This window comes from Chitinophaga sp. 05T412 (assembly GCF_056396465.1).
On sequence record NZ_JBFTLN010000019.1, the window covers coordinates 103,455 to 119,929 of the forward strand.

Below are 16,475 nucleotides of genomic sequence, written 5' to 3' on the forward strand. Positions count from 1 at the left end.
AATATTAAATTAATTTTAAAAAATGATGAGCGGCTCATCAGTTATCTTTCATTAAATTAAAAAAATACATCTACTTCAAATTAATCAGAATCAATAGCAAAATCGTTATTCTATCTAAGTGCTTCCCGGGCAATTACGATCTTTTGAATTTCCGAAGTTCCTTCTCCAATGGTGCATAATTTTGCATCACGATAAAATTTTTCCACCGGAAAATCCTTTGTATAGCCATATCCACCGAATATTTGTACTGCATCATTCGCCACTCTTACCGCTACTTCAGAAGCGTAGTATTTGGCCATGGCAGCCTGTTGCGTCATTTTCACCTTCCGGTTTTTCATATCAGCGGCCTGCATAGTTAATAATTCAGCTGCTTCAATTTCCGTGGCCATATCCGCCAGTTTAAAAGAAATACCCTGGAAGCTGGCAATCGGCTTGTCGAACTGATGCCGTTCTTTGGAGTATTTCAAAGCCGCATCCATAGCGCCTTTGGCAATCCCCAACGATAATGCCGCTATGGAAATACGACCGCCATCCAATACTTTCATAGATTGGATAAAACCATCTCCTTCCACTCCCAGCATGTTTTCTGCAGGAATACGACAATTATCAAATATCATTTCTGCTGTTTCAGAAGCCCGCATACCCAGCTTATTCTCTTTCTTACCGCCGCTGAAACCAGGTGTTCCTTTTTCTACAATGAAAGCACTCATACCATGACTATCACGTACATCGCCGGTGCGGGCTATTACTACGGCCACATCACAGCTTTTACCATGCGTGATCCAGCACTTGGTACCATTGATCACCCAGTCGTTGCCATCCTTCTTTGCCACACATTTCATATTCATCGCATCGGAGCCGGTATTGGGTTCTGTTAATCCCCAGGCCCCAATCCACTCTGCACTGGCCAGCTTAGGCAGATAGCGCTGTTTCTGCGCTTCATTGCCGAATTGTAGGGTATGACCGGTACATAAAGAATTATGTGCTGCCACACTTAATCCAATGGCGCCACAAATACGGGAGATCTCACTTACTACCGTTACATATTCCAGGTATCCTAATCCGCTGCCACCATATTCCTGTGGCACCAGCACGCCCATGAGTCCCAGTTCCCCCAGTTTTTTAAATACATGTAGTGGAAATTCCTGGTTTTCGTCCCATTCCAACACGTGCGGCTGAATATTTGTCTTTCCGAAATCCCGGATCATTTGTGCAATCTGTTGTTGCATTTCCGTTGGCTCAAAATTCATGAACGTGTGGCTTTAAGGTTTGAGTTCGATGTAATGTTCAATTTTACGATAAATAATCTCATCCACCAACGGCAGCGTGCGGAGCTCACTCACTGCCTTGAAACCCGCATGGGCACTACGATACTGTACTATTAACCGCGCCAATCTGTAGCGTATATACGGGTGAGCCGCCAAAGATTTTTCATCTGTGAGGTTGAGGTCTAGTTTTATTAGAGAACTATTACCGATCTGTAAAAAAGGTTGAATTTTTTGAAATACAGAGTCTGCCAACCCATAACATTCGGCTACCTGGGCCACCGCGTAGAAGCCTCCCAGGCGATCCCGGAACGTAACTATCCGGCGTGCAAAGCCCGGTCCTATGCCCGGCAACGTTTGCCAGACCGTTGTGTCTGCCGTATTAATATCAATGACCGCCGCCTCTTTCTTACGATAACGGGCAAACGAAACCGCTTCTTTATGATGCCATCCCGCTGAATCTCTTTTGACGGGAAAGGAGGAAGGCCCCTGGAAAGCCCCGTAGCGCCGGTAATTGCCCTTGCTTTCCCGTCTCTCCCAAACCCTTTCCTCCTTCTTCTCCGCTATCCGCACATAAGGTATCAGTTGCGCACACGCGGCTGAGGGCAAACTGTAAATCCGTGTCAGGTCTGTAGCCTTACGGAAATAGCCACCGTGAGAAAGGTATTTCGTAATGGTGAGCGCTGTTCGCTCTGACACGCCCAGTTGCTGCCATCCGGCCACCGACAAAGTGTTGGGATCAAAATAAAACAGCGTATTGGTAGTGGCGGGAGCCTTATTAGCTGCCTCGAAGGCCTGTACGGCCGCTTTTAAATCGCTACTATCGCCTACGGGTATACGCCGTTGGAAGTAAAAAAGCAGGTCGGGGGTATAACATGTTAGCAACATCCCCGCTATCAGGAGGAAGATGCCGTACCGCTCCCGGCGTGAAAAACGCAGGTATCCGCGGACAAAAGATTTCCACATATGGGTTAACAATCATTTGCCGTGAAGCTACACTTCCCGTGTGGCGCTTTTGTTAATAGAAATAGAATGGATTTAAATTTTTAGCGTGAGCCCATCATAAGCCAGGGCCATACCGGTGGGCAGCTCTTTGGACACATCTTCGTGTAGTCCTAACTGGTGGCTGATATGTGTAAAGTATACTTCAGGTACCTCCAGCTCTTTCCCTAATGCAATGGCTTCTTCCAGCGTAAAATGGGAGATATGTTTTTCTTTGCGCAGGGCATTCAGCACCAATATTTTTGAGCCCCGGATCTTCTCCTTTTCTTCGGGCGCAATATAATTGGCATCTGTGATATAGGTGAAATCGTGGACCCTGAAGCCTATTACCGGCATTTTATGGTGCATTACCTGCACCGGGGTAATGGTGAGCCCATTGATATCGAAAGGCTCGCTGCCAATGGTGCGCAGGTTTATTTCCGGAATGCCGGGATATTTAAAATCCGCAAATGCATAGGCAAACTCCCGTTTGATCACGCTTTGGGAAAACTCAGTGGCGTATATATTAATAGCTGTTTGCTGAAAATAATTAAAGGCGCGGATATCATCCATGCCGGCAATATGATCTTTATGGGAATGGGTGATCAGCACCGCTTCCAGGTGTCCTACTTTTTCGCGGAGCATCTGGTAACGGAAATCGGGTGTGGTATCCACTACAATATTGCCTGCGGGCGCAGTAATCAGGATACTACTTCTTAAACGTTTATCTTTTTTATCCGGCGAGGCGCACACTTCACAACCACAAGCTATAACGGGAACTCCCTGCGATGTACCTGTACCTAAGAATGTAACTTTCATCCCAAAATCATTTGACTGTTTAACCTATTCTGCTGTTTGTTCGGATTCCGGTGATTCCGGTGTTTGCGGTGTTTCCGGCTCATCAGTCCCTGCTTCCGGAACCGGTCTGCTGGACTGAATTTGCTTGTACAGTTTGTGTGACTCTGCCGTCAGTATTTCTTCATCGAGTGGTAATGTGGTTAAAATATCAATGAGGGTATTGATACGGCCTTCCAGATTCAGGAACTTATTGATCACTACCACCTTCTTATGTTCCAGGATGCAGTAACCGGAAAGGAAACTACCTTTTTCAAAGCGCAGCACATATTTGGCTTCCTCAAAAATCTTTTCCAGCTTGGTCAGGTTGTTTGGAGTAATCTTTAGGTTCATGCAGCAAAAATAGCAAAAAGCAGAAAGCGGAAAGCAAAAAGCTATTGTCGCGATTGATGGGTGCAAATTTCATCCGCTTATATCTCCGGGACAATAGCTTTTTACTTTCTGCTATTTCGTCACCATTCTCGCGAACGGCACAATCATTTCCTCCAGGGAAATGCCGCCATGCTGGAAGGTATTACGGTAGTAGTTTACAAAGTAATTGTAGTTGTTTGGATAGCAGAGGTACCCATCTCCCTTGGCAAAAATATAGGAAGAATTGACGTTAGGCTTAGGTAAGCCAGCATCGCGGGGATCTCTGAAGGCCAATACTTCTTTGGCTTCGTAGTTCAGATTACGGCCGTGTTTATAGCGAAGATTGGTGGTGGTTTGTTTATCTCCGATCACTTTTACCGGTGTTTTCACCCGTACGCTGCCATGGTCGGTAGCAATGATCAGGTTTATTTTCTTATCGCTGATTCGTTTCAGGGCCTGATGCAGCGGACTATGCTCAAACCAGCTGGCGGTTATAGAGCGGTAAGACGCCTCATCACCGGCTAATTCCTTTAGTACTTCCATTTCTGTGCGGGCATGACTGAGCATATCCACAAAGTTGTATACAATTACGCTCAGTGGATAATCCAGCATATTGTGGATATTGTTGAGCATCGTTTGTGCGTCAGCGTGATTGGTCACCTTGGTATACGAAAACCGCGGGTCCATTTTCAGTTGCTTCAGCTGGGCGGCAAAGAAATGTTCTTCGTACATGTTTTTCCCGCCTTCCTCGTCATCGTTTTTCCATTCCTGGGGGAAGCGATGTTCAATATCTATGGGCAACATGCCAGCAAAGATGGCATTACGGCTGTATTGGGTACTGGTAGGTAAAATGCTGTAAAAAGACTCCTCCTCTACCAGGCGGAACGACTCCTGGAAAGTAGGTAGAATCGCCTTCCACTGGTCGTAGCGCAGGTTATCGATGAGCAAAAATACGTTGGGAACATTGGGGTCCAGGTTAGGTACCACCTTATCGCGGAACAAGGTGTGCGACATCACCGGCGCCTCTTTCGCTTTGGGATGGAGCCAGTCGCCGTAATTACGGCTGATAAATTTGGAGAATTCGTTGTTGGCCTCCGTTTTCTGGGCGTTGAATACTTCCAGCATTTCCGGGCTGTTGGCTTTGGTCATCTCCATTTCCCAGTACACGAGTTTTTTGTAGATGTCCATCCATTCGTTGTAATCCGGGTTAGAGCTGAGGGCCATGAATAGGCTGCGGAACTCCTGCTGGTAGGCGTTGGTGGTTTTTTCGGCCACCAGTCTTTTGTTATCAATTATTTTTTTGAGAGATAATAATACCTGATTGGGATTTACCGGTTTGATGAGGTAGTCGGTGATCTGGGAGCCGATGGCATCGTCCATTACATCTTCCGCCTCATTTTTGGTGATCATTACTACCGGGATCTGCTGGTCTATTTCCTTGATTTTACCCAGAGTTTCCAGGCCGGTGATACCGGGCATAGATTCATCCAGCAACACAACATCTACTACCTGGTCTTTCAGAAATTCAAGCGCATCGTACCCATTGGTGAGGGCGGATACTTTGTAACCTTTGCTTTCTAAAAAAATAATCTGTGATTTTAGCGACTCTATTTCGTCGTCTACCCATAGTATATTTATCTGGCTCATAGTAAGATTTAAGGTTCCATAAAAAAGAAATTTACCCCTATTTTTTGGCAAAAATCGTTCCCTGTCAATCATTTGCCGGTAATTATATGTTAAAAACAGCTGATCAGGGTAAAATGATGGCAGTAAAAAGCGAACGGGCTGATAAAGTTATTTACCTTCGCGTCCATAACATTTAATTACCTGTAACCTACCAATTGTTTTTTACTGTCATAGGGGTTTCGTGGACGGAGAGCGTCATTATAAGTAAAAAATTTACATATAATTAATTCATGGTGTAGTTTTGCACACCCTCACCAGGGATTTCAGGCTTGGATACCCCTTGTTTGAAAGGTATAATTAAATGCAATGACCGAACGCAAGCGAAAAATTGTTAATGATCCGGTGTATGGCTTTATTACCATAGATCACCCGTTGATTTTTAACCTCATTTCACATCCATATTACCAGCGGCTTCGCCGCATACATCAGATGGCGCTGGCGCAACTGGTGTATCCTGGTGCTATGCATACGCGATTTCATCATAGCCTGGGTGCTTATCATCTGATGTGTATGGCCTTGCAGGAACTCCGGAGCAAGGGCGCGGATATTACCCCGGAAGAAGAGGTAGCCGCTAAAATGGCCATTTTACTACATGACATTGGACATGGCCCCTATTCCCATGCCCTGGAGAATGGCATTATTGAGGGGGTATCTCATGAAGAGATTTCCCAGTGGCTGATGGAAGACCTGAACAAGCAGATGGATGGCGCCCTGACACTTACACTTGATATTTTTAACGGACGATATCATAAAAAATTCCTGCATCAGCTGGTGTCGAGCCAACTGGATGTAGACAGGATGGATTATCTGAACAGGGATAGTTTCTTCACGGGAGTGGCGGAAGGTACCATTGGATACGACCGCATTATCAAAATGCTGACGGTTCACAATGGGGAGCTGATGGTGGAAGAAAAGGGAATTTATTCTATTGAGAAGTTTATCATAGCACGGCGGCTGATGTACTGGCAGGTATATCTGCATAAAACGGTGCTGAGCGCGGAAAACATGCTGGTAAAGATTCTGAGCCGCGCCAAGGCGCTGGCCCAGGAAGGGAAAGAGCTGTTTTGTTCGCCGGCATTGTCTTATTTCCTATATAACACAGTGACCAAAGACAATTTTGAGCGGGAGCCGGATTGTTTGCGGTTATTTTGTTTGTTGGACGACTATGATATCATGGGCGCAATAAAAGTTTGGGCAACACATGAGGACAAAGTTTTGTCCCTTTTGTGTAAATGGTTGATAAACAGGAACTTGCTAAAAGTAGTATTAAGTAACCAGGCATTTGATGGCAGTGCGGAGCAATTATTGCAGGAACAGGTAAAACAGAAGTGGGGCATTGAAGGCGCTGACCTGGATTACTTTGTTTTTTCCGGAGCAGCCACGCTGAGGGCTTATAACGTTAACGACGAGAAGATTAATATCCTATTTAAAGACGGAACTGTAAAAGACATTTCCTCCATCGACAATGCACTGATTAGCCATACTCTGGCGATACCGGTAAAAAAATTCTACATTTGTCATCCAAAAATTCAGGCTAACAACGTTTTATAGACATAAAATGTTAAAGAATAAGTTCATACTATCCGGTGTAGCCTGGAAAACATTACAATTTTAAACTATGCAGTTTAGCGCATTACAATTAGCTACCATGTTAGATGGTAAGCTGGAGGGAAATCCGGACGTAAAGGTGAGCAACATCGCCAAAATTGAAGAAGCCGGCGAGGGCATGCTCAGTTTCATTGCCAATCCTAAATATGAAGAATTCATATATACTACCAACGCGTCCATTCTGATTGTGAATGAGAGCCTGGTAATCGAACGTCCGATTAAGTCGACGCTGATACGGGTAAAAGATGCCTACAGCAGCTTTGCCCTGTTATTGGAGCAATACAGATACCTGACTGGTAACAAGTCCGGTATTCAGCAGCCTTCTCATGTGCCCGCTTCCGTGAAAATGGGAGAAAACGTGTTTGTAGGCGCTTTCGCTTATCTGGGCGAAAACGTGGTGCTGGGTAACAACGTAAAGATATATCCTGGCGTATACCTGGGGGATAATGTGATCGTTAACAACGACTCCATCCTGTATCCTGGTGTAAAAGTATACGACAACTGTATTGTAGGCAGCCGCGTAATGCTGCATGCCGGTTGCGTAATTGGTGGCGATGGCTTCGGCTTTGCCCCTCAGCCGGACAGCTCCTACAAAAAAGTACCTCAAATCGGTAACGTAGTCATCCATGATGATGTGGAAATAGGCGCCAACACGACTATCGACAGAGCCACCATGGGTAGCACCGTGATCCGTCAGGGTGTGAAACTGGATAACCTGATTCAGGTAGCCCACAACGTAGACATTGGCACCAACACCGTTATTGCGGCTCAAACCGGCGTTTCCGGCAGTACCAAAATCGGCCAGAACTGCGTAATAGGCGGCCAGGTAGGTATGGTAGGCCATATCCATATTGCAGATGGTACCAAAATCAACGCACAGAGTGGTTTGTCGAAGTCAATTACCGTTCCTAACTCCTCTCTCACAGGCTCTCCGGCGTATGACTATAAAAGTTCGCTGAAAAGTCAGGCAATTTTTAGAAATTTGCCGGACCTTGAAAAGCGCGTGAAAGAGCTGGAAGAGATGGTAAAACAGCTGCTGCAGGAAAGAGCAGGTGTATAAAATTGATTACTAGTCAAATAGTTACATATTAGTTAGCTTATTATGGAAAATCAACAGTTGCAATACCAACATACCCTGAAAGGCGAAATTACCTTATCAGGCATTGGCTTGCACACAGGTGCCTATGTTAATATGACACTCAAGCCGGCAACACCCGGCCATGGTATTAAATTTCAGCGTGTAGACCTGCCAGGACAACCTATCGTCAAAGCAGATGTGGATTATGTAGTTGAAACAACCCGTAGCACTACCCTGGAGCATAATGGCGCCAGAGTAAGTACTATTGAGCATATCATGGCTGCACTGGCGGGAACAGGTGTGGATAACGTGCTGATAGAACTGGATGGTGGCGAAATTCCTATCATGGATGGTAGCGCTTACGCATTCATTGAAGCGATTGAAAACATTGGCCTGCAAAACCAGGATGCTAAAAAAGTATACTATACTATTGATACCAACATCAGTTATTATGATGAGAAGAAAAAGGTAGAAATGGTGGCGATGCCTGCGGTAGATTATCGCATTACCTGTTTGATCGACTTCAACTCCCCGGTACTGGGCACCCAGCACGCTAAGATGAAGGGTATTGAAGAGTTCAAAACAGAGATTGCCCCTTGCCGTACCTTCTGCTTCTTACATGAACTGGAATACCAGCTGTCGCTTAACCTGATCAAAGGTGGCGATATCAACAATGCCATTGTGGTAGTTGACAAGCCGGTAACAGAAGAAGAACTGAGCCGTTTAGCCAAAGTATTTAACCGGGAAACCATCTCTGTACAGAAAGAAGGTATCCTGAATAATATTGAATTACGTTTCCCGAACGAACCGGCGCGTCACAAGCTGTTGGACGTAGTAGGTGATCTGGCACTGATTGGTTATCCAATTAATGCACACATCATTGCTACCCGTCCGGGCCACTCATCCAATGTAGAGTTTGCGCGTAAAATCAAAGAGTATATCAAAAAGAACAAGCACAATAAAGATGTGCCTGTTTACGATCCAAATCAGCCACCGGTGTTCGATACCCCACGTATCGAAAGAACGCTGCCGCATCGTTATCCGATGCTGCTGGTAGATAAGATCATTGAACTGGGTGAAGAAAAAGTAGTAGGTGTCAAGAACGTTACCTTCAACGAAGGCTTCTTCCAGGGCCACTTCCCTGGCAATCCGGTAATGCCCGGTGTATTGCAACTGGAAGCACTGGCACAGGTAGGTGGTATCCTGGCGCTGAACCGTGTACCAGATCCGGAAAACTACGACACTTATTTCCTGAAAATAGATAACTGTAAATTTAAATCGAAGGTAGTGCCAGGCGACACCATGATCCTGAAAATGGAGTTGCTTAGCCCAATCCGGAGAGGTCTTGTAGAAATGCGGGGGACAGTATTTATCGGTAATAAGGTAGCTACTGAGGCCGACATGATCGCACAAATTGTAAAAACAAGAGAAGGCAAATAATAGCAATGATTCACCCGCTAACATACATACATCCGGACGCCAAAGTTGCGCCTAATGTAAAAATTGATCCATTTACCGTTATACATAAAAATGTAGAAATCGGTGATGGTACCTGGATAGGTTCCAACGTAACTATTATGGAAGGAGCCCGCATCGGCAAAAATTGCCGTATTTTTCCAGGCGCTGTTATTTCTGCCATCCCTCAGGATTTAAAATATGCGGGCGAAGAAACAACCGTGGAAATAGGTGATAACACCACTATCCGTGAATACGTAACTATTAACCGCGGTACCAAAGACAAATGGAAAACCGTAATCGGCAATAACTGCCTGATTATGGCGTACAGCCACATTGCACACGATTGCGAAGTAGGTAACTACTGCGTATTTTCCAATAACACTACCCTGGCCGGACACATCACTGTGGGCGATCACGTAGTACTGGCCGGAATGGTAGCCATCCAGCAGTTTTGTAAAGTAGGTGATCACGCCTTTGTAACCGGTGGTTCCATGGTGCGTAAAGATGTACCTCCCTTTGTAAAAGCTGCCCGCGAACCATTATCATATGTTGGCGTGAACTCCGTTGGATTAAAGAGAAGAGGATTTTCCCTGGAAAAAATCAACTCTATCCTGGATATCTATCGCGTCATCTTTGTAAAAGGCTTTAAATTATCCAAAGCGGTTAACATCATTGAAGCAGAATTCCCTGCCACCGATGAGAGAGATGAAATCCTGTCGTTCATCCGTGAATCAGGACGTGGTATTATGAGAGGCTATACTTCCCGCACCAACAATGATGATATCTCTTAACCAGGCAGGTAAGCGTTTTAACTACGACTGGATCTTCCGGCGTGTAACCCTCACCTTTAGTGAAGGACAACGTTATGCCATTCTGGGGCCCAATGGTTCAGGAAAGTCAACATTATTACAAGTAATCAGCGGTGCCATTCAACACAATGAAGGCACCGTTACTTATAGCACACCGGAAAAACCCATCGCTCCTGATGCGTTTTTCCGGTATTGCACCATCGCAGCTCCTTACCTGGAGCTGATCGAAGAATTTACCCTCACAGAAATTATTGAATTTCATCAGCAGTTTAAAAATTTCCTTCCCGGCATTACCCCGGCGAAAGCCATGCAAATGGTAGGACTGGAAAAAGCCGCCCACAAGCAAATACGCAACTTCTCCTCTGGTATGAAGCAACGTATTAAGCTGGCCCTGGCCATCCTTTCCGATGGACCCGTATTACTGCTCGATGAACCCTGTACCAATCTTGACGCCGCCGGCGTTGCCGTATATCAGCAACTCATCACCGAATACGGTGGCAACCGCCTGATCATTGTTAGCTCCAATGATGAACAGGAGTATTTTATGTGCAAAGAACATATTCACATCCAGGATTATAAGCAAAAAGCATAAAGGCGAAAGCATAAAGCTATTGTCGCGAGTGACCTGAGCGGGATACTATTTCCGTGCAGCTCTTTCCTGTTCATTATTCGCTTTAATAGCTTTTTGCTTTCCGCTTTATGCTTTCTGCTCTACGACAATTATCTTCGTACAAAGCTAAATACGCTATATGAAGACTGCCAGTAACAAAGTGATCAATGGCTGGGCTATGTACGACTGGGCCAACTCCGTGTACAACCTCGTGATCACTACCACTTTTTTCCCTATCTATTTTTTAGCGGTGACCAAAGAACACGTTTCCTTTCTGGGAATGAATTTCGTCAATTCCGCTTTGTACAATTACACCATGGCAGCGGCTTATCTGCTGGTGGCCATTACCTCTCCTATCCTATCTTCCATTGCAGATACCAGGGGAAATAAAAAGAATTTCCTACGTTTCTTTACGATACTGGGATCGCTGTCCTGTAGTTTGCTTTTTTTCTTCAACAGCAACAATCTGTTGTTGGGCGTAATTTGTTTCATGCTATCGACCATAGGTTATTGCGGCGGACTGGTATTTTATAATTCCTATCTCCCCGAAATTGCCGCTCCGGAAGATAGGGACAGAATCAGTGCGAGAGGTTTCAGCATGGGATATATCGGGAGCGTATTGTTACAACTGATCGGCTTTGGGCTGGTGGTATTGGGCCCCAAACTTGGCATGGATGAGAGCTTGCCGGTACGCTTAACCTTTTTGCTGGTAGGTTTCTGGTGGTTCGGTTTTGCGCTGATTACCTTTGCCCGCCTTCCCGACAGCGTGGCTACCATGAGTAAGCATAGCGCAGGCGCATTAACAGAAGGATTTTCCGAATTACGTAAAGTATATGCACAGGTAAAACAGTTACCAGTGCTGAAGAGATTCCTGCGTGGCTTCTTCTTCTATAGTATGGGCGTACAAACAGTGATGATGGCCGCTACTATTTTTGGCAGCAAAGTATTACACCTCGAAGCCTCCATGCTGATTGTTACCGTGGTGATTATCCAGATTGTAGCCATTGCCGGCGCCTGGAGTATGGCCCGTCTTTCTACCCGCTTTGGAAATCTACGTGTAATAATTGGCGTTATACTGCTCTGGATCGGTATCTGTATAGCAGGTTATAAAATGCAAACTGCGATGCATTTCTATCTACTGGCTACTGCCGTTGGGCTGGTAATGGGTGGAATTCAGTCTCTCAGTCGCTCTACCTATGCCAAGCTAATGCCGGAAACACCCGACACCACATCCTTCTTCAGTTATTATGATGTAACGGAAAAAATCTCTATCGTGATTGGTATGTTTTCCTTTGCCTACATAGACGACCTCACAGAAGACATGCGTAACTCCGTACTGGCGTTGGTGGTGTTTTTCGTGATCGGTCTTGCATTTATTATTTCCGCATTACGCAAGCAACAACAGACGACATAGCCACGAAATAATGCAGTTATTTACTAATTGGGTGCGCAGAATTGGGTAACTTTCTGTCTTCAAATAAGTAAATAACTGCATTATGAAATTATATACAATCGACACAGGGCTATTTAAACTGGATGGTGGCGCTATGTTTGGTGTAGTACCTAAAAGCATCTGGAATAAATTAAACCCTGCGGATGAAAACAACCTGTGCACCTGGGCGCTGCGTTGCCTGCTGATAGAAGATGGTAACCGCCTGATCCTCGTAGATAATGGTCTCGGCGATAAACAGGATGCAAAGTTTTTCAGTCATTACCAACCCCATGGTACTGCTACACTTGACAGCTCCCTTGCTGCTCACGGCTTTCACCGGGATGATATCACCGATGTATTCCTGACGCATCTTCACTTTGACCATTGCGGCGGCAGTATTGTACGGCAGGGCGACAAGCTGGTACCGGCTTTTAAAAACGCTACTTACTGGAGTAACGAAGACCACTGGAAATGGGCTACCCAGCCTAATGACCGGGAAAAAGCTTCTTTCCTCAAAGAAAACATTCTTCCTATACAAGAAAGCGGACAATTGAAGTTTGTACAGCACCAGGAAGGATTCTCTTTTGTGGATAACTTCTCCATCCGGTTTGCCAATGGGCATACTGATGCCATGATGTTACCGCAGATCAGCTATAAAGGCAAAACCATTATTTACATGGCCGACCTGCTGCCTTCTATTGGTCATATTCCCCTTCCTTATGTAATGGCTTATGATATGTTTCCGCTGAAAACACTGCAGGAAAAGAAAAGCTTTTTACAGGAAGCCGTAGATCAGCAATACGTCCTGTTCTTTGAGCATGACCCGGTAAATGAATGCTGTGTGTTACAGCAAACAGAAAAGGGGATCCGGGCAGGTGAAATTTTTGCATTGCGCGATTTGTAATCTCCTGTCAGTCTGTCACTATTTTGCGGCCTGCACTATATTTGATAGCATAGGGTATGGCTATACACATAACAACAGATAATAAATTGAAAAAACTGATCGTTGTGGGCGACCGCGTGCTGATAAAGCCTACCACTCCCCACGAACGCACCAGCAGCGGATTATACCTGCCTCCCGGCGTGCAGGAAAGGGAAAAAGTACAGCGCGGATATGTGATTAAAACGGGTCCGGGTTATGCTATTCCGGTACCGGCAGAACAGGAGGAGTCCTGGAAACCGGAGGAAGAGAAGGTAAAATATATCCCTTTGCAGGTAAAAGAAGGCGATTTAGCCATCTTTTTACTCAGTGGGTCTACAGAAGTAGTATACGAAGATGAAACGTATTATATAGTGCCGCAAGGGGCTGTTTTGATGCTGGAGCGGGAAGAAGATCTGTAAAGAAACTGCAGACATAAAACAAATGAGGCGAGTGATCCCTGTGGATCATTCGCCTCATTTGTTTTATGCTTCTCTATACTCCAGAATATCTGCCGGCTGACATGCCAGTACCCGGCATATTTCATCCAGCGTAGAAAAGCGTATCGCTTTCGCTTTACCACTTTTGAGGATGCTGAGATTCGCCATGGTGATGCCTACCTGTACACTCAGCTCCGTCAGCGACATTTTTCTTTTAGCCAGCATCACATCCAGATTAACGATTATTGCCATAGCCTTTTTTAAATAGTAAGTGCTTCTTCTTCCTTCAAAATTAACGCACCTTCAAATACTTTAGTCAGTATGTGAATAATCAATATCCCTACGAGTAGTTCCCAGGAAGAAAAAAAAGCAACCAATGTGGCAAATATCGAGGTCATAAAGGACATTGGGGAGCCTATGGTTACTATCATTACAATTGCCACCTTACCAACCAACAGCACCAACAAAACAAACCGGATACGTTGTACTCTCATCAAGTTATCCCGGGAAATGATGTCTTTAGTTCCCAAACTAGCCGCTATCCGGTATAACAGAACAGCTATTGCCAGGAATGGAGCTCCCATTCCAATAAACGGCAGTAAGGCTAAGAGTGGGGGTGTGTGCATCCGAAATAACGTTACTAAACCAAAGCCAACACCAATCAATACAGCGGTAATTATAAGTGCCTTTAGATAAAACTGAGAAGATTTGTTTTTCATATAGGTCGTTGTAGCATTAAAAAACCAGGAGATACTTTTAAATAGTAAGCGCTTCTTCTTCTCTGAAAATTACCGCTCTTTTAAAGACAGCGGCAAGTACATACACTACCACAATTCCCATCACAGGTTGCCAGGAAGAAAAAATCAATGCGACTAACTGGAAGCCGATACCATGGGATCTTCCTATTGGACTAAATACAGTAAACGAGGCGAATACAATTCTGGTAACCACAAGGGCACATAGTATATAAAGTATTCCATTTACGCTTTTTAAGTTATTACGGGAAATTATTTCCCGGTTAGAAGTACCTCCCACCAACTTAAAAAGAAAAATAGCCATGATCATATAAAGCCCGCCTACAATAGCATGCTCTATAATCGTGTTTTTTATTACAAATGTTTCGGGGGACTGTGAGGACAGTTTCAGTTGAAAAATATAATTGATATTCCAGATGATAGCAGCAATACCAAATAGTGTGAAGAGAATAACCACGATCTTTAATACAAGTGGCGAGGGTACAATTTTCATATGATCGATTTAATAACTCAAACCTACTTCCATTTTATCGAAATTCAAAATAAATTTATCGTTTATCAATAAATATTAAACGATAAACAGTATAAATAAAGAAGGTAACAATTTGAGGCTCAACCACTAAATGCTTTTTATTATCTTCATAAAAAAAACAGGTCATGGCCAATCAGGATGCATTTCTGGATTATATCAAAAGCGGTTATACGTTTCAAGGCGAGCACTTTAAACTCGGCTGTGCCATGTTGAACGGTGAGGTAGTACCCGGCGCGGATGTATTTCTTCCACTCAAAACCCTCAATCGTCATGGATTGATAGCAGGAGCTACCGGTACCGGTAAAACCAAAACCCTGCAGGTAATTGCGGAAGGACTCAGCGATGCCAGCGTACCGGTATTACTGATGGATATTAAAGGTGATCTCAGTGGCATTGCCGCTGCAGGTACTTCCAACGCCAAGATTACCGAACGTTATCAAAAAATTGGCGGTACCTGGAGCCCTGCTGCTTATCCATCTGAATTGCTGTCGCTCAGCCAGGAGAAAGGGGTGCGCTTACGCGCTACCACCAGCGAATTTGGTCCTATCCTGCTTTCCAAAATTCTGGAACTGAATGACACACAAGCTGGACTGGTGGCCATGTTGTTCAAATACTGCGATGATAATAAACTGCCTTTACTGGATTTAAAAGACTTTAAAAAGGTATTGCAATACGCCAGCGATGAAGGTAAAGCCGACCTGGAAAAAGATTACGGTAAAATATCTACCACCTCTACCGGTACCATATTACGTAAGGTAATAGAACTGGAACAACAGGGCGCTGCGCAGTTTTTTGGGGAGAAGTCATTTGAAGTGGATGACCTCATGCGCATCAGTGATGATGGTCGTGGTATCGTATCCATTTTACGCGTAAGTGATATACAGGATCGTCCGAAACTCTTCTCCACCTTCATGCTTAGCCTCCTGGCAGAATTATATGCTACGCTGCCGGAAGAAGGAGATCTGGACAAACCCAAGCTGGTGATGTTTATAGATGAAGCGCACCTGATCTTCAATGAAGCCAGTGATGCCCTGCTCAAACAAATAGATACCATCATCAAACTGATTCGTTCCAAAGGTGTGGGCATCTTTTTCTGTACCCAAAATCCGATGGACGTACCACCATCTGTATTAGGCCAGCTGGGGTTAAAAGTACAGCATGCCCTGCGCGCCTTTACCGCCAATGACCGCAAAACCATTAAACAAACCGCGGAGAACTATCCGTTGTCGGACTTCTATAAAACGGATGACCTGATTACCCAAATAGGTATCGGGGAGGCGCTGATTACCTGCTTAAATGAAAAAGGAGTACCTACTCCCCTCGCCGCCACCATGCTGGTATCGCCAAGATCCCGCATGGACGTATTAACACCCGCAGAAATTGATGCCCTCGTGGCCAATTCCAAACTGGTGAAAAAATACGCCGAGGAAATTGATAGCGAAAGCGCTTACGAAATACTTACTGCCAAACTGCAGGAAGCTGCTGATAAAACAGCCGCACAGGAAGCCGCACCCAAAGCCGCCGGAAAACAAAAAGAAGAAAAAGGTTTACTGGAACAGGTAATGGAGAGCTCCGCAGTAAAACAGGCAGGACGTACAGCCGCCAGCGTTATTACCCGTAGTCTGCTGGGCGCCCTCGGATTGGGTGGCCGCAGCAGCAAAAGCAAAAGCTGGTTTTAATTATGCAACCGGCAGCC

General features: G+C 45.0%; 17 protein-coding genes. 9 read left to right on the forward strand and 8 right to left on the reverse strand.

Features of this window, described 5'->3' with window-relative positions:
- Nucleotides 1–110: 110 nt before the first annotated feature.
- The 5 genes from AC1DFM_RS30905 to porX all read right to left on the reverse strand — a co-directional run bounded on the left by AC1DFM_RS30905 (nucleotide 111) and on the right by porX (nucleotide 5,099).
- On the reverse strand, nucleotides 111–1,250 hold the full coding sequence (locus tag AC1DFM_RS30905; protein ID WP_477080646.1) for an acyl-CoA dehydrogenase: 1,140 nt from the start codon (nucleotides 1,248–1,250) through the stop codon (nucleotides 111–113).
- Between the two features lie 12 nt (nucleotides 1,251–1,262).
- Nucleotides 1,263–2,231 (reverse strand): ComEA family DNA-binding protein, encoded by a 969-nt coding sequence (locus tag AC1DFM_RS30910; protein ID WP_477080647.1) that lies wholly within the window; start codon nucleotides 2,229–2,231, stop codon nucleotides 1,263–1,265.
- A gap of 72 nt (nucleotides 2,232–2,303) precedes the next feature.
- On the reverse strand, nucleotides 2,304–3,065 hold the full coding sequence (locus AC1DFM_RS30915; protein WP_477080648.1) for an MBL fold metallo-hydrolase: 762 nt from the start codon (nucleotides 3,063–3,065) through the stop codon (nucleotides 2,304–2,306).
- A gap of 24 nt (nucleotides 3,066–3,089) precedes the next feature.
- The gene (locus AC1DFM_RS30920) at nucleotides 3,090–3,434 is read right to left on the reverse strand and encodes a hypothetical protein (protein ID WP_477080649.1); all 345 of its coding nucleotides are present in this window, start codon (nucleotides 3,432–3,434) and stop codon (nucleotides 3,090–3,092) included.
- A gap of 111 nt (nucleotides 3,435–3,545) precedes the next feature.
- Entirely contained in the window at nucleotides 3,546–5,099 is a 1,554-nt protein-coding gene (gene porX, locus AC1DFM_RS30925) for a T9SS response regulator signal transducer PorX (RefSeq protein ID WP_477080650.1), read from the reverse strand.
- 345 nt (nucleotides 5,100–5,444) lie between these two features.
- Between porX and AC1DFM_RS30930 the strand changes: the two genes are divergently transcribed.
- The 8 genes from AC1DFM_RS30930 to AC1DFM_RS30965 all read left to right on the forward strand — a co-directional run bounded on the left by AC1DFM_RS30930 (nucleotide 5,445) and on the right by AC1DFM_RS30965 (nucleotide 13,474).
- Nucleotides 5,445–6,689, forward strand: coding sequence for an HD domain-containing protein (locus tag AC1DFM_RS30930; RefSeq protein WP_477080651.1), 1,245 nt, complete (start codon nucleotides 5,445–5,447; stop codon nucleotides 6,687–6,689).
- 67 nt (nucleotides 6,690–6,756) lie between these two features.
- Nucleotides 6,757–7,806 carry a UDP-3-O-(3-hydroxymyristoyl)glucosamine N-acyltransferase gene (gene lpxD / locus AC1DFM_RS30935; RefSeq protein ID WP_291928564.1) on the forward strand — a complete coding sequence of 350 codons (1,050 nt, stop codon included), beginning with the start codon at nucleotides 6,757–6,759 and terminating at the stop codon, nucleotides 7,804–7,806.
- 42 nt (nucleotides 7,807–7,848) lie between these two features.
- The gene (locus AC1DFM_RS30940; protein WP_477080652.1) at nucleotides 7,849–9,264 is read left to right on the forward strand and encodes a bifunctional UDP-3-O-[3-hydroxymyristoyl] N-acetylglucosamine deacetylase/3-hydroxyacyl-ACP dehydratase; all 1,416 of its coding nucleotides are present in this window, start codon (nucleotides 7,849–7,851) and stop codon (nucleotides 9,262–9,264) included.
- A gap of 5 nt (nucleotides 9,265–9,269) precedes the next feature.
- A complete protein-coding gene (gene lpxA, locus AC1DFM_RS30945; RefSeq protein WP_477080653.1) occupies nucleotides 9,270–10,073 on the forward strand; it encodes an acyl-ACP--UDP-N-acetylglucosamine O-acyltransferase in 804 nt (267 codons plus the stop codon).
- Nucleotides 10,057–10,683 (forward strand): ABC transporter ATP-binding protein, encoded by a 627-nt coding sequence (locus AC1DFM_RS30950; RefSeq protein ID WP_477080654.1) that lies wholly within the window; start codon nucleotides 10,057–10,059, stop codon nucleotides 10,681–10,683. The genes lpxA and AC1DFM_RS30950 overlap by 17 nt, the downstream gene beginning before the upstream one ends.
- Nucleotides 10,684–10,840: 157 nt before the next feature.
- Nucleotides 10,841–12,115, forward strand: a complete 1,275-nt coding sequence (locus AC1DFM_RS30955; protein WP_477080655.1) for an MFS transporter — start codon at nucleotides 10,841–10,843, stop codon at nucleotides 12,113–12,115.
- Nucleotides 12,116–12,197: 82 nt separating this feature from the next.
- Nucleotides 12,198–13,037 carry an MBL fold metallo-hydrolase gene (locus AC1DFM_RS30960; protein WP_477080656.1) on the forward strand — a complete coding sequence of 280 codons (840 nt, stop codon included), beginning with the start codon at nucleotides 12,198–12,200 and terminating at the stop codon, nucleotides 13,035–13,037.
- A 56-nt stretch (nucleotides 13,038–13,093) separates the two neighbouring features.
- Nucleotides 13,094–13,474, forward strand: coding sequence for a co-chaperone GroES (locus AC1DFM_RS30965; RefSeq protein WP_477080657.1), 381 nt, complete (start codon nucleotides 13,094–13,096; stop codon nucleotides 13,472–13,474).
- 63 nt (nucleotides 13,475–13,537) lie between these two features.
- Here the strand turns inward: AC1DFM_RS30965 and AC1DFM_RS30970 are convergent, their stop codons facing one another.
- Genes AC1DFM_RS30970 through AC1DFM_RS30980 form a run of 3 tightly spaced genes read right to left on the reverse strand, consistent with a single transcriptional unit; the run spans nucleotide 13,538 to nucleotide 14,740 of the window.
- Complete coding sequence (locus AC1DFM_RS30970; RefSeq protein WP_477080658.1) at nucleotides 13,538–13,744, reverse strand: helix-turn-helix domain-containing protein; 207 nt, start codon at nucleotides 13,742–13,744, stop codon at nucleotides 13,538–13,540.
- Nucleotides 13,745–13,752: 8 nt separating this feature from the next.
- Nucleotides 13,753–14,211 carry a hypothetical protein gene (locus AC1DFM_RS30975; protein WP_477080659.1) on the reverse strand — a complete coding sequence of 153 codons (459 nt, stop codon included), beginning with the start codon at nucleotides 14,209–14,211 and terminating at the stop codon, nucleotides 13,753–13,755.
- A 37-nt stretch (nucleotides 14,212–14,248) separates the two neighbouring features.
- A complete protein-coding gene (locus tag AC1DFM_RS30980; RefSeq protein WP_477080660.1) occupies nucleotides 14,249–14,740 on the reverse strand; it encodes a DUF2975 domain-containing protein in 492 nt (163 codons plus the stop codon).
- A gap of 164 nt (nucleotides 14,741–14,904) precedes the next feature.
- Between AC1DFM_RS30980 and AC1DFM_RS30985 the strand changes: the two genes are divergently transcribed.
- Entirely contained in the window at nucleotides 14,905–16,458 is a 1,554-nt protein-coding gene (locus AC1DFM_RS30985) for a helicase HerA-like domain-containing protein (RefSeq protein WP_477080661.1), read from the forward strand.
- Nucleotides 16,459–16,475 lie beyond the last annotated feature (17 nt).

Coding starts and splice junctions, on each gene's coding strand:
- AC1DFM_RS30985 (WP_477080661.1), top strand. CDS start 14,905: ATGGCCAATCAGGATGCATTTCTGGATTATATCAAAAGCGGTTATACG.
- lpxD (WP_291928564.1), top strand. CDS start 6,757: ATGCAGTTTAGCGCATTACAATTAGCTACCATGTTAGATGGTAAGCTG.
- AC1DFM_RS30980 (WP_477080660.1), bottom strand. CDS start 14,740: ATGAAAATTGTACCCTCGCCACTTGTATTAAAGATCGTGGTTATTCTC.
- porX (WP_477080650.1), bottom strand. CDS start 5,099: ATGAGCCAGATAAATATACTATGGGTAGACGACGAAATAGAGTCGCTA.
- AC1DFM_RS30915 (WP_477080648.1), bottom strand. CDS start 3,065: ATGAAAGTTACATTCTTAGGTACAGGTACATCGCAGGGAGTTCCCGTT.
- AC1DFM_RS30905 (WP_477080646.1), bottom strand. CDS start 1,250: ATGAATTTTGAGCCAACGGAAATGCAACAACAGATTGCACAAATGATC.
- AC1DFM_RS30940 (WP_477080652.1), top strand. CDS start 7,849: ATGGAAAATCAACAGTTGCAATACCAACATACCCTGAAAGGCGAAATT.
- AC1DFM_RS30965 (WP_477080657.1), top strand. CDS start 13,094: ATGGCTATACACATAACAACAGATAATAAATTGAAAAAACTGATCGTT.
- lpxA (WP_477080653.1), top strand. CDS start 9,270: ATGATTCACCCGCTAACATACATACATCCGGACGCCAAAGTTGCGCCT.
- AC1DFM_RS30975 (WP_477080659.1), bottom strand. CDS start 14,211: ATGAAAAACAAATCTTCTCAGTTTTATCTAAAGGCACTTATAATTACC.
- AC1DFM_RS30930 (WP_477080651.1), top strand. CDS start 5,445: ATGACCGAACGCAAGCGAAAAATTGTTAATGATCCGGTGTATGGCTTT.
- AC1DFM_RS30950 (WP_477080654.1), top strand. CDS start 10,057: ATGATGATATCTCTTAACCAGGCAGGTAAGCGTTTTAACTACGACTGG.
- AC1DFM_RS30970 (WP_477080658.1), bottom strand. CDS start 13,744: ATGGCAATAATCGTTAATCTGGATGTGATGCTGGCTAAAAGAAAAATG.
- AC1DFM_RS30920 (WP_477080649.1), bottom strand. CDS start 3,434: ATGAACCTAAAGATTACTCCAAACAACCTGACCAAGCTGGAAAAGATT.
- AC1DFM_RS30910 (WP_477080647.1), bottom strand. CDS start 2,231: ATGTGGAAATCTTTTGTCCGCGGATACCTGCGTTTTTCACGCCGGGAG.
- AC1DFM_RS30960 (WP_477080656.1), top strand. CDS start 12,198: ATGAAATTATATACAATCGACACAGGGCTATTTAAACTGGATGGTGGC.
- AC1DFM_RS30955 (WP_477080655.1), top strand. CDS start 10,841: ATGAAGACTGCCAGTAACAAAGTGATCAATGGCTGGGCTATGTACGAC.